The organism is Terrabacter sp. GCM10028922, from assembly GCF_042666095.1.
In the GTDB taxonomy this organism is placed as follows: domain Bacteria; phylum Actinomycetota; class Actinomycetes; order Actinomycetales; family Dermatophilaceae; genus Terrabacter.
Map to the genome: position 1 here is coordinate 111,395 of NZ_JBHTFG010000023.1, position 12,351 is coordinate 123,745.

Below are 12,351 nucleotides of genomic sequence, written 5' to 3' on the forward strand. Positions count from 1 at the left end.
ATGACCGCGACAGTCCCGACCGAGACCGTCGCGACCGCGTCCGCGCCGAGCGCGGACCTCGCCATCGACGTGCCGTGGGTCGAGCGGCCGACCCACCGGGCCTGGGCGGCCCACCGTTTCAGCCGGATGGTCGAGTTCGTGCAGCCGAGCGTCCTGCCCGACGGCGGCTTCGCCTACCTTGCCGGGGACGGCTCGCCCATGCCCGGCACGGAGCCGAGCCTGCTGCTCACCGCCCGGATGACGCACGTCGCCGGGCTGGCCTCCGCCCTCGGGATCCCCGGTGCCGGAAGGCTGCTCGCGCACGGCCTCGCCTCGCTCGACGGCCCCTTCCATGACGCGGAGGCTGGCGGCTGGTTCGGCACGCTGGCTCGCGACGGCCGCAAGACGGCATACGAGCACGTCCACGTCATCCTTGCGGCCAGCTCGGCGCTTGCGGCCGGAGCGCGGGGTGGGGCCGAGCTCGCCGCCGAGGCCGCGCGTCTCGTCGAGGAGCGCTTCTGGGACGAGGAGGCCGGGGCGCTGCGCGAGTCGTTCGACGCGACGTGGGGCGACCCCGAGCCGTACCGCGGTGCCAACGCCAACATGCACGCCGTCGAGGCGTTCCTCGCTCTCGGCGACGCGCTCGACGAGAACCTCTGGCACCAGCGCGCACTGCGCATCTGCGAGCGGCTCATCGACGGCCATGCCCGCGTCCGCGGGTGGCTCCTGCCGGAGCACTTCGACGCCGACTGGACCGAGCTGCCCGACTACAACATCGACGACCCCAACCACCCGTTCCGGCCCTACGGTGCGACCTGTGGACACTCGCTCGAGTGGGCGCGGCTGCTCTGCGGGCTGCACGCGTCGCCGCGCGTCGTCACCCCTGACTGGGTGCTCGAGGCCGCCATCGCGCTGACGCGCAGCGCCCTCGGGGTATGGGGCGTCGACGGCCGTGAGGGCCTCGTCTACACGGTCGACTGGCACGGCCGACCGGTGTCGACCGTTCGCCTGCACTGGCCCATCTGCGAGGGCATCCAGGCCACCGCGTCACTGCGCGCCCTGACCGGCGACCGCGAGTGGGAGCAGTGGTACCGCAGGCTCTGGGACCACGCCGCCGCGCACTTCGTCGACCCCACCGGCAGCTGGGTCAACGAGCTCGACGAGGACTTCCGCGAGGGTTGCTCCGTCTGGCCCGGGCGTCCCGACGTCTACCACGCCGCGGGCGCCTACCTCGGGCCGCTGCTGCCGGTGTGGCCGTTCCTGACGGTCGCGGCGCGCGACCACGGCCTGCCGATCGCGTAGAGCGCCCGCCCCCGAGCAGGCATCGGCGATGGTCCACTGTGTCGGATACGAGACACTGGGCCCATGACCGAGACGACGACCGCCGCCCGGACTCCCTGGACGACCATCGCGCCCGTCGTGGCCATCATCGCGCTGGTCGCGACGTGGGGGCGTGACCTCGGCGGGATCGTCGTGGTCGTCGTGGCGGTCATCCTCGGGTCAGCCGTGCTCGCTGCGGTCCACCACGCCGAGGTCGTCGCACATCGGCTCGGGGAGCCGTACGGCTCCATCGCCCTCGCGGTGGCCGTGACGATCATCGAGGTGGGCCTCATCGTGACCCTGATGACCTCGGGTGGGGACAAGGCCGCGACGCTCGCGCGCGACACGGTCTTCGCAGCCGTCATGATCACGTGCAACGGCATCCTCGGGCTGTCGATCTTCATCAGTGCCAAGCGATTCGGCTTCGCGCACTTCAATGCCGAAGGCACGGGTGGAGCACTGGCGACGGTCGCGGTCCTCTCCGCGACGTGCCTCGTGCTGCCCAGCTTCACGCTGGGTGAGCCGGGCCCGCGGTTCACGGGAGCCCAGCTCACGTTCGCGGCGGTGGCGTCGGTCGCGCTCTACGCGATGTTCATCCTCACCCAGACCAAGCGGCACCGCGACTTCTTCCTGCCCGTCGGAGCGGACGGGGCGATCCTCGACGAGGACGAGCACGCCTCGCCGCCGACGAGACAACAGGCCCTGGTCAGCCTGGGCCTGCTCGTCGTCTCGCTCGTCGCGGTCGTCGGGCTGGCCAAGGTCGAGTCGCCCGCCATCGAGTCGGCGGTGGCGGCCCTCGGGCTGCCGGCGTCCTTCGTCGGTGTCGTCATCGCCCTGCTCGTGCTCGCGCCGGAGACGCTGGCGGCGGTCCGCGCAGCGCGTCGCGGCCGAACCCAGACCAGTCTCAACCTCGCGCTCGGGTCCGGCATCGCCAGCATCGGCCTCACGATCCCGGCCATCGCGGTCGCCTCGATCTGGCTGACCGGACCCCTGGCCCTCGGACTCGGCGCGACCCAGCTCGTGCTGCTCGTTCTCACGGTCGTCGTGGCCGTGCTCACGGTCGTGCCGGGCCGGGCCACCAGACTGCAGGGCGGGCTGCACCTCGTGCTGCTCGCGGCCTACGTCTTCCTCGCTGCCCATCCCTGAGCTGACGCACCGGACGCTCGGGTGACCTTCCTCCTCGCGAGCGCCTCGCCGTGTCGGTGCGGGATGGCAGGCTGGCCCTGATGGCGAAGGGCAGATCCGACGACCGGCGAGCCGATGTGCTCGACCGTTTCTCTCCGGCGACCGCCGAGTGGTTCCGGAGCAGCTTCAACGCGCCCACGACGGCGCAGGAGGGCGCGTGGGACGCGATCAGCTCGGGCCACCACTGCGTCGTCGTCGCTCCCACCGGCTCGGGCAAGACGCTGTCGGCCTTCCTGTGGGCCATCGACAGGATGGCGAGCGAGCCGGTGCCCGAGGAGCGGCTCAAACGGTGTCGCGTCCTCTACGTCTCACCGATGAAGGCCCTTGCCGTCGACGTCGAGCGCAACCTCCGCGCGCCGCTCGTCGGCATCGGCCACGCGGCGACGCGACTCGGGGTCCCCGAGCCCACCATCGGCGTCAGCGTCCGCTCGGGCGACACCCCGGCCAACGAGCGCCGGGCGTTCGCGCGCACGCCGACCGACATCCTCATCACGACGCCCGAGTCGCTCTTCCTCATGCTCACGTCGTCGGTGCGCGAGGCGCTGGCCGGCATCGAGACCGTCATCGTCGACGAGGTGCACGCCGTCGCCGGCACGAAGCGTGGCGCGCACCTCGCGCTCAGCCTCGAACGTCTCGACGCCTTGCTCGAGACCCCCGCACAACGCGTCGGGCTCTCGGCGACCGTGCGTCCCGTCGAGGAGGTTGCGCGCTATCTGGCCGGCGGGCGGCCGGTCGAGATCGTGCAGCCCGAGTCGACGAAGCAGTGGCAGCTCGACGTCGTCGTTCCCGTGCCCGACATGGCCGAGCTCGCCGGATCACCTGCCGAGATCGCGCCGGGGGTGCCCGACCTGTCCGGGCCGGCGGCGGGCCAGGCACCGCAGGCGAGCATCTGGCCGCATGTCGAGGAGCGCATCGTCGACCTCATCGCCGAGCACCGGTCCACCCTCGTCTTCGCCAACTCGCGGCGCCTCGCCGAGCGGCTGACGTCGCGGCTCAACGAGATCTGGGAGCAGCGGCTCGCCGAGGAGGCAGACCTTCCCGTGCCGAGTCTCGCCGCGGCGACGCACCCGCCCGCGCAGATCATGGCGCAGTCGGGCGCCTCGCGAGGCGCGCCGGCCGTGCTCGCCCGGGCGCACCACGGCTCGGTGAGCAAGGAGCACCGCGCGGCCATCGAGGAGGACCTCAAGGCCGGGCGCCTGCCGGCCGTCGTGGCGACGAGCAGCCTCGAGCTCGGCATCGACATGGGCGCCGTCGACCTCGTCATCCAGGTCGAGAGCCCGCCGAGCGTCGCGAGCGGCCTCCAGCGCGTCGGCCGTGCCGGCCACCAGGTCGGGGCCGTCAGCCAGGGCGTGCTCTTCCCGAAGTTCCGCGGCGACCTCGTGCAGACCGCCGTCGTCGTCGAGCGCATGCGCGCCGGAGCCATCGAGTCGCTGCGCATCCCCGCCAACCCCGTCGACGTCCTCGCCCAGCAGGTCGTCGCGATGTGTGCCATGGACGAATGGAGCGTCGCCGACGTCGAGGCGCTCGTGCAGCGGGCGGCGAGCTTCGCGGCGCTGCCGCGCTCGGTGCTCGAGGCGACGCTCGACATGCTGGCCGGCCGCTACCCCTCCGACGAGTTCGCCGAGCTGCGGCCCCGCATCGTCTGGGACCGCGTCACCGACACCCTCACCGGCCGTCGGGGAGCCCAACGCCTCGCCGTGACGAGCGGCGGCACCATCCCGGACCGGGGGTTGTATGCCGTGTTCCTCGCCTCCGGGGAGGGGCCCGGTCGCCGGGTCGGCGAGCTCGACGAGGAGATGGTCTACGAGTCTCGCGTCGGCGACGTCTTCACCCTCGGCACGTCGTCCTGGCGCATCGAGGACATCACGCACGACCGCGTTCTCGTCACGCCTGCCCCGGGCCTGGCCGGGCGGCTGCCCTTCTGGAAGGGCGACCAGCAGGGCCGCCCCGCCGAGCTCGGCCGCGCGCTCGGCGCGTTCGTGCGCGAGATCGTCGGGCTGAGCCCCGAGCGGGCACGCGAGCGGGTGACGGCGGCCGGCCTCGACGAGTGGGCGGCCGACAACCTCATCGGCTACCTCACCGAGCAGAAGGAGGCGACCCTGCACGTCCCCGACGACCGCACCATCGTCGTCGAGCGCTTCCGTGACGAGATCGGCGACTGGCGGGTCGCGGTGCTCTCGCCGTTCGGTGGGCAGGTCCACGCGCCGTGGGCGCTGAGCATCGCGGCGCGCATGCGCGAGCGCTTCGGCATCGACGTCCAGGCCATGCACGGCGACGACGGCATCGTCCTGCGGCTGCCCGACCTCGAGTTCGACGAGTCGTCAGCAGGCGCTGCGGTCGGCCAGCAGCTCGTCGAGCTCGTGACCCTCGAGCCCGAGGAGGTGAGCGAGCTCGTCACGCAGGAGATCGGCGGGTCGGCCCTCTTCGCAGCGCGGTTCAGGGAGTGTGCGGCGCGTGCGCTGCTCCTGCCCCGCCGCAGGCCCGACCGGCGCCAGCCGCTGTGGCAGCAGCGCCAGCGGGCGGCGCAGCTGCTCGAGGTCGCGAGCCAGTACCCGTCGTTCCCCATCGTCCTCGAGGCCGTGCGCGAGTGCGTCCAGGACGTCTTCGACGTGCCGGGCCTCGTCGAGCTGATGACCGACATCCGGTCGCGCTCGGTCAAGGTCGTCGACGTCGAGTCGAGCCAGCCGAGCCCCTTCGCGAAGTCGCTCGTCTTCGGCTACGTCGCGCAGTACCTCTACGAGGGTGACTCGCCGCTGGCCGAGCGGCGCGCCGCGGCCCTCGCGCTCGACCCGTCGCTCCTGTCCGAGCTGCTCGGCCAGGGCGAGGCGCTCGCACTGCGCGACCTGCTCGACCCCGAGGCCGTCGCCCGCACGGAGGCCGAGCTCCAGCGGCTCACGCCCGAGCGCGGCGCGCGCGATGCCGAGGACGTCGCAGACCTGGTGCGCGTGCTGGGACCTCTGTCCCTGCGCGACGTCGTCGCGCGGGCGGCCGAGGGTTTCGAGCCGGCCGCCGTCGAGGCTGCCCTCACCGAGCTCGAGGCGGCCCGTCGAGTCATCGCGGTTCGCATCGCCGGCGACGACCGCTGGGCCGCGATCGAGGACGCCGCCAGGCTTCGCGACGCCCTCGGCACGGCGCTGCCTGTCGGCGTGCCGCAGGCATTCCTCGAGTCCGTGCCCGACCCGCTCGCCGATCTCGTCGCGCGCTTCGCACGCACGCACGGGCCGTTCGCCGTGCAGACCGTCGCCGCCTGGTGGGGCGTCGGTCCGGCCGTGGTGCACGACGCGCTGCGGCGGCTCACGTCGACCGGTCGCGTCGTCGAGGGTGAGCTGCTGCCGACCGAGAACGGTGGTGGGCACGGCCCCGAGTTCTGCGACGCCGAGGTGCTGCGCCTGCTCCGACGCCGGTCGCTGGCCGCGCTGCGGCACGAGGTCGAGCCCGTGGCGCAGGCCGACCTCGCCCGGTTCCTCCCGCAGTGGCAGGGCGTCGGTGGTGGGCTGCGCGGACGAGAGGGGCTGCTGCGCGCCGTCGAGCAGCTGACCGGCGCCCAGGTGCCCGCGAGCGCCCTCGAGTCCCTCGTCCTGCCTGCTCGGGTCGCCGACTACCGCTCCGCCCTGCTCGACGAGGTGATGAGCTCGGGCGAGGTCGTCTGGCGGGGCCACGGCTCCCTGCCCGGCGACGACGGCTGGGTCAGTCTGCACCTCGCCGACTCCGCCCACCTGACCCTGACACCGCCCGAGCCCACCCCGCTCTCGGACGACGAGCGGGCCGTGCTCGACGCGCTCGAGGGCGGCGGCGCGTACTTCTTCCGGGCTCTGTCCACCCGCGTCGGCCTCGGTGACACCGAGCTCAACGAGGCGTTGTGGTCGCTGCTGTGGGCCGGGCGTCTCACCAACGACACCATTGCGCCGTTGCGGGCTCTGCTCGCCGGGGGGCGCACCGCCCACAAGCGCGCCACCTCCGGTCCTCGCTCCACGAGGTACGCCGGCCGGCGCGGCTCCCTCGGCCGGTTCGGGTCGCTGCGTGGGCCGCTCGGGGGCACGAGCTCGGCCCAGGTCGAGGCTGCCGAGGACGCCGCCACGTCGAAGGCTCTCGCTGCCGGGCGAGCCGTAGGGTCCGGTCCGTCGACGGGAGTGGGGCGCTGGACCGTGCTTCCCCCGGCCGAGACCGACCCCACGGTGCGCGCCGTGACGAACGCCGAGCTCCTCCTCGACCGCTACGGCGTCCTGACCAGAGGGTCTGTCGCGATGGAGGACGTGCCCGGCGGCTTCGCGGCTGTCTATCGCGTGCTCGCTGCCGCGGAGGAGGCCGGCAAAGTGCGCCGCGGCTACTTCGTCGAGGGCCTGGGGGCGTCGCAGTTCGCCTCGACAGGCGCTGTGGACCGGCTCCGGTCCATGTCACGGCTTCTCGGTGCGGCCGGCGATGAGGGCGGTTCCGGAGACCGCGGCGGACGCCGCGTGGACCCGAGCCAGGGCGACGAGTGGCTCTCGCCGAGCCCGGCTGCGGCGCCCGCCGGGCGCTCGCCGGGTCGCGCGCGAGGAGGCGATCAGCGCAACGGGCCCCCTGCGCTCGTCCTGGCCGCGAGCGACCCTGCGAACCCGTACGGTGCCGCCATCGCCTGGCCCGAGCGCGGAGTCACCGATCCCTCGGCGGACGGCGCCGCCGACGCATCCGCCGGTGACGACGCGAAGGGCTCGGCACGTCGGAAGGGCCACCAGCCCGGTCGCAAGGCAGGCGCCCTCGTCGTCCTCGTCGACGGCGACCTCGTGCTCTACGTCGAACGGGGCGGCAAGACGATGCTCTGCTGGTCCGACGACCCGGAGCGGCTCCAGGCCGCCGCCGACGCGCTGGCGCTCGCCGTGCGCGAGGGAGCTCTCGGTCGGCTCACCGTCGAGAAGGCTGACGGCGCCTCGCTCCTCGGCTCCGGCCATCCGCTCGTGCACGCGCTCTCGAACGCCGGCTTCCACATGACGCCGCGCGGCCTGCGCCTGCGCCGCTGACCGCAGTCGCGCAGCCCGCCACGTCACTGCTGCGTCGGGCGGAGCAGTGTCGTAGCGCGTGGGGTGGTCGTGCGTGGGCGGTGGGGGTGTGGCGGCTACGTCACTGTTGCGTGGGGTGGAGCAGTGACGTAGCGCGTGGGGTGGTCGTGCGTGGGCGGTGGGGGTGTGGCGGCTACGTCACTGTTGCGTGGGGTGGAGCAGTGACGTAGTGCGGCTGCGCATACGGCATCGTTGGGGGCCACCCCACCGAGAGGATCCGCCCGCATGGACATCACCGAGAAGGCGCACGAGCTGCAGCGGTTGCACTCCGAGCCGGAGCTGCTGCTGCTGGTCAACGTGTGGGACGTCGTCACCGCACGCGTCGTCGCCGACGTGCCGGGCACGAAGGCGCTGGCCACCGCGAGCCACTCCATCGCCGCGTCCTACGGCTACCCGGACGGAGAGCAGATTCCGCGCGACCTCATGATCGAAGCCGTCGGGCGCATCGCCACGGCTGTCGACCTGCCGGTCACCGCGGACCTCGAGGCCGGCTACGGCGACGCGGGAGAGACCGTGAGCCGGGCCATCGACGTGGGCGTCGTCGGCGCCAACCTCGAGGACCAGCTGGCGCCCCTGCCGGACGCGGTCCGTGCCGTCGACGCCGCCGTCGCTGCCGGCGAGCGGGCGGGGATCCCCTTCGTCCTCAACGCCCGCACCGACGCCTTCCTCAGGGCTGGCGACCGCGACCCGGCCGACGTGCTCGCCGACGCGATCGAGCGCGGACGGGCCTATCTCGAGGCGGGCGCGTCGACGTTCTTCGTGCCGGGCCGGCTCGACGAACCCACGGTCACACGGCTCGTCGAGGAGCTCGGTCCCCAGAAGGTCAACGTCATCGGCGTGCCGGGCTCGTTGCCGCTCGAGACGCTCCAGCGCCTCGGCGTCGCGCGTGTCTCCTACGGCCCGTGGAGCCAGAACGTCGCACTCACCGCGCTGGCCACCTTCGTCGAGGGCGTCCAGGGCGGCGGCGCGCTGCCCGAAGGCACTCGCCGCCTCAACTGAGCGCCCTCGACGTCAGAGGCGCTCGGCGTGCGAGCTCGGCGTCACGACGCCGCGGGTGTCGAGGAAGCGCCTCGCCCAGTCAGCGAGGTCGTCGACGTCATAGGCCCGGTGGTGCTGGAGCAGGACCACGATGTCGGCGTCGGCAACGGCAGCGAGCAGGTCCGGCACCGACGTCGCAGCCTCACCGAGCTCGTCGGCGAGCTCGTCCCACCGGCCGATGAGAGGGTCGTGGAACGCGAGGTCGGCGCCCTGCTCGAGGAGTCGCCGCCCGACCGGCACCGCGGGCGACTCGCGCTGGTCGGCGATGTCGGCCTTGTAGGTCACTCCGAGCAGCAGCACCTTCGCGCCGCGCAGCGCCCTCCCGTCCTCGTTGAGCGCGTCCAGCACGCGGCGCACGACATAGGCGGGCATGGCAGCGTTGATCTCCTGCGCGAGCTCGACGAACCGGAAGGGGTAGCCGAGCCGGGTGCGCACGTTGTGCGACAGGTAGTTCGGGTCGATCGGGATGCAGTGGCCTCCGACCCCGGGCCCCGGGTAGAAGGCCTGGAAACCGAAGGGCTTGGTCCGCGCCGCCTCGATGACCTCCCACAGGTCGATGTCGAGGTCGTGGCAGAAGCGGGCCATCTCGTTGACGAGGGCGATGTTGATGTGCCGGTAGGTGTTCTCGAGCAGCTTCGCCGTCTCCGCCTCCCGGGTGCCGCGCGTCGGCACCACAGTGTCGACGAAGAGCGCATAGAACGACGAGGCGGCCTCCGTGCACGCGGGCGTGTGGCCACCGACGACCTTCGGGGTGTTCCGGATGCCGTAGACCGCGTTGCCCGGGTCGACGCGCTCCGGCGAGAAGGCGAGGTGGAAGTCGACTCCCGCCCGCAGGCCGCTCGTCTCGAGGATCGGGCGGACCACCTCGTCGGTCGTCCCCGGGTACGTCGTCGACTCGAGGACGACGAGCGTGCCGGGCACGAGGTGCTCGGCGAGGGTGGTGACCGACGCCCTCACGGCGGCGAGGTCGGGCCCGCCGTCGGGGCTCAGTGGAGTCGGCACGCAGACGACGACGGTCGACGTGTCGGCCAGGCACCTGGCGTCCGTCGTCGGGTCGAAGCCGGACACCACCATCTTCGCGACGTCGTCGTCGGACAGGTCGTCGACGTGCGAGCGCCCGGCCGCGAGGTCGGCCACGGTGGCCGCGCTCGTGTCGAGCCCAGCGACGACGAGGCCGGAGTGCACCGCGGCCTCGGCAAGGGGCAGCCCGACGTAGCCGAGACCGACGACGACAACGTCGTACCGTCGGCGAGTCACCGTGGTTGCCAACGGGGCTCAGACCCGGACACGCTCGGCCGCCGGGTCGAAGTCCGGTGCGCGGTGCCCGATGCCCAGCAGCTCGGCGATGGCTGCGACACACCGCTCGGCCGCCCGCCCGTCGCCGTACGGATTGACGGCGTTGGCCATGTCCGCATAGGCCTCGGGGTCGTCGAGCAGCTCGTCGACGGCCGCGCGGATCGTGGCACCATGGGTGCCGACGAGCCGAACGGTGCCGGCCTCGACGGCCTCCGGCCGCTCGGTCGTGTCGCGCATGACGAGCACGGGTTTGCCGAGGCTCGGCGCCTCCTCCTGGACGCCGCCCGAGTCGGTGAGCACAACCGTCGCGCAGGCGAGGGCGTGGGCGAACTGGTGGTAGTCGAGCGGCTCGGTGAGCAGCACGTTGTCGAGCCGGCCGAGAAGCGGCTCGATGACCTCCCGGACGACCGGGTTGCGGTGCATCGGCAGCAGCACCTGCAGGTCAGGCCGGTCGCGGGCGAGGTCGCGCACCGCCGTCATCGTCTCGGCCATCCGCGGTCCCCAGGACTCGCGCCGGTGCGACGTGACGAGCAGCAGGTCGCGGCCGGACCCGGCCTCGTCCACGACGGCGGCCACTCGCCGATCGGCGAACTCGACCGGCTGCGCAGTGGTCCAGTGAAGCGCGTCGATGACGGTGTTGCCGGTGACGGGCACCCGTGCCGCATCGACCGACTCGCGGACGAGGTTGGCCCTGGACGTCGCCGTCGGAGCGAGGTGCAGGTCGGCGAGCGGCGCCGTCAGCCGGCGGTTCGCCTCCTCCGGGAAGGGCGAGCGCACGTCACCGGTGCGCAGTCCGGCCTCGAGGTGCACCACGGGAATGTGCTCGTAGAAGGCGGCCAACCCGGTCGCGAGGACGGTCGTCGTGTCGCCCTGCACGACGACGACGTCGGGACGCGTCCGCCGGAGCAGGTCCGAGGTGGCGAGCACGGTGCGCGCGGTGATCTGCGCGAGGGTCGCGCCGGGCGCCATGAGGTCGAGGTCGTGCGTCGGAACGATGCCGAAGAGGGCGTTGACCTGGTCGAGCATCTCGCGGTGCTGGCCCGTCACGGCGACGATCGGCTCGACCCGCTCGTCGGCCTCGAGCGCTGCGACGAGAGGCGCCATCTTGATGGCCTCGGGACGAGTGCCGTAGACGGTCATGACTCGGTGCTGGGTTGAGGTCACGGTACGAATCTCCTTCAGCGCCAGAGGCCGCGAGTGTCGACCAGCTCGCGCCCGCGTAGGTCGCCCAGGCTGATCGAGCGGAACGCCGCATGGTCGACGAGCAGCACGACGACGTCGGCCTCGCGGATCGCCTGCGCCGTCGCGGCGAGCTCGACGTTGGGCAGGGCGGCGAGGCCCGCCGGCAGGGTGTCGACGTGGGGCTCGACGGCGAGCACGCGCACGTCGGGGTTCTCGGCCGCAAGGGTCTCGGTGATGGACAGGGCGGGGGACTCGCGCAGGTCGTCGATGTCGGCCTTGAACGCCAGGCCGAGGCACGCGACGGTGGGCGTGACGCCCTCACGGTCCTGGACGAACGTGAGTGCGTCGGCCACCTTGCCCAGCACGGTGCGCGGGCGGGCGTCGTTCGTCTCGCGGGCCGCGCGGATGATCTTGGCCTGCTGGGGCGCGGCTGCGACGATGAACCACGGGTCGACGGCGATGCAGTGACCGCCGACCCCCGGCCCCGGCTGGAGGATGTTGACGCGAGGGTGGTGGTTGGCCATCGAGATGACCTCCCAGACGTCGAGCCCGACGTGCTCGCAGATCTCGGCGAGCTCGTTGGCGAAGGCGATGTTGACGTCACGGAACGCGTTCTCGGTCAGTTTCGACATCTCGGCCGACTTGGCGTCGGTGAGGATGATCTCGCCCGTCACGAACGTCCGGTAGACCTCTGCGGCACGCAGCGCGCACTCGGGCGAGAGCCCGCCGACGATGCGGTCGTTCGAGAAGATCTCGACCATGATCCGCCCGGGCAGCACCCGCTCGGGGCAGTGCGCGAGGTGCACGTCGGAGATGCCGCCCTGGTGGGGCAGCTTGAGGTCGGGGCGCAGGTCCGAGATCCACGAGGAGACCAGCTCCGTCGTTCCCGGGGGTGACGTCGACTCGAGGATGACGACCTCGCCGCCGCGCAGCATCGGCGCGATCGCCTCGGTCGCCGAGCGGACGTGGCGCAGGTCCGGTTCGTGGTCGCCGGTGAAAGGGGTCGGAACGGCGATGAGGTAGACGGACGCGTGCGGCATCGTCGTCGTCGCAGTGAGCAGCCCGTCGGCGACGGCGGTCGCGATCGCGACGTCGAGGTTCGGCTCGACGATGGGCACGCGTCCGGCGTTGATCTCGGACACGGTGCGCTCGTCGACGTCGACGCCCGTCACGCGCAGGCCCTGGTTCGTCAGGGCGGCGCAGGTGGGCAGGCCGATGTAGCCGAGGCCGATGACGGCGATTCCGTCGTCGAACATGGATGGATCTCCCGGGTGCTTGGGGGTGGTGAGGGATGGGTGGGGGAAGGCGTTGTGCG

Annotated in this window: 7 protein-coding genes; 4 read left to right on the forward strand and 3 right to left on the reverse strand. The window is 72.6% G+C overall.

The features are described from left to right. The 4 genes from ACFQU3_RS17405 (at window position 1) to ACFQU3_RS17420 (ending at window position 8,519) form a co-directional block, all read left to right on the forward strand. Entirely contained in the window at window positions 1-1,281 is a 1,281-nt protein-coding gene (locus tag ACFQU3_RS17405; protein WP_385912034.1) for an AGE family epimerase/isomerase, read from the forward strand. Between the two features lie 63 nt (window positions 1,282-1,344). Next, on the forward strand, window positions 1,345-2,445 hold the full coding sequence (locus tag ACFQU3_RS17410; RefSeq protein WP_385912036.1) for a calcium:proton antiporter: 1,101 nt from the start codon (window positions 1,345-1,347) through the stop codon (window positions 2,443-2,445). An 80-nt stretch (window positions 2,446-2,525) separates the two neighbouring features. After that, window positions 2,526-7,481: an ATP-dependent helicase gene (locus tag ACFQU3_RS17415; RefSeq protein WP_385912038.1), complete on the forward strand. Its 4,956-nt coding sequence runs from the start codon at window positions 2,526-2,528 to the stop codon at window positions 7,479-7,481. A 264-nt stretch (window positions 7,482-7,745) separates the two neighbouring features. After that, on the forward strand, window positions 7,746-8,519 hold the full coding sequence (locus ACFQU3_RS17420; protein WP_385912039.1) for an isocitrate lyase/phosphoenolpyruvate mutase family protein: 774 nt from the start codon (window positions 7,746-7,748) through the stop codon (window positions 8,517-8,519). Between the two features lie 12 nt (window positions 8,520-8,531). On the opposite strand, the gene ACFQU3_RS17425 is transcribed toward ACFQU3_RS17420, so the two are convergent. The 3 genes from ACFQU3_RS17425 to wecC are packed head-to-tail and all read right to left on the reverse strand — an operon-like array spanning window position 8,532 to window position 12,292. After that, window positions 8,532-9,815, reverse strand: coding sequence for a nucleotide sugar dehydrogenase (locus tag ACFQU3_RS17425; protein ID WP_385912041.1), 1,284 nt, complete (start codon window positions 9,813-9,815; stop codon window positions 8,532-8,534). Window positions 9,816-9,833: 18 nt separating this feature from the next. Beyond that, entirely contained in the window at window positions 9,834-10,994 is a 1,161-nt protein-coding gene (gene wecB, locus ACFQU3_RS17430) for a non-hydrolyzing UDP-N-acetylglucosamine 2-epimerase (RefSeq protein WP_385912729.1), read from the reverse strand. 38 nt (window positions 10,995-11,032) lie between these two features. After that, on the reverse strand, window positions 11,033-12,292 hold the full coding sequence (gene wecC, locus ACFQU3_RS17435; protein ID WP_385912043.1) for a UDP-N-acetyl-D-mannosamine dehydrogenase: 1,260 nt from the start codon (window positions 12,290-12,292) through the stop codon (window positions 11,033-11,035). Window positions 12,293-12,351 lie beyond the last annotated feature (59 nt).

Bases quoted from the DNA above. Each gene is read 5' to 3' on its own strand.
- ACFQU3_RS17420 (WP_385912039.1), top strand. From the start codon at position 7,746: ATGGACATCACCGAGAAGGCGCACGAGCTGCAGCGGTTGCACTCCGAG.
- ACFQU3_RS17405 (WP_385912034.1), top strand. From the start codon at position 1: ATGACCGCGACAGTCCCGACCGAGACCGTCGCGACCGCGTCCGCGCCG.
- wecB (WP_385912729.1), bottom strand. From the start codon at position 10,994: ATGACCGTCTACGGCACTCGTCCCGAGGCCATCAAGATGGCGCCTCTC.
- wecC (WP_385912043.1), bottom strand. From the start codon at position 12,292: ATGTTCGACGACGGAATCGCCGTCATCGGCCTCGGCTACATCGGCCTG.
- ACFQU3_RS17415 (WP_385912038.1), top strand. From the start codon at position 2,526: ATGGCGAAGGGCAGATCCGACGACCGGCGAGCCGATGTGCTCGACCGT.
- ACFQU3_RS17410 (WP_385912036.1), top strand. From the start codon at position 1,345: ATGACCGAGACGACGACCGCCGCCCGGACTCCCTGGACGACCATCGCG.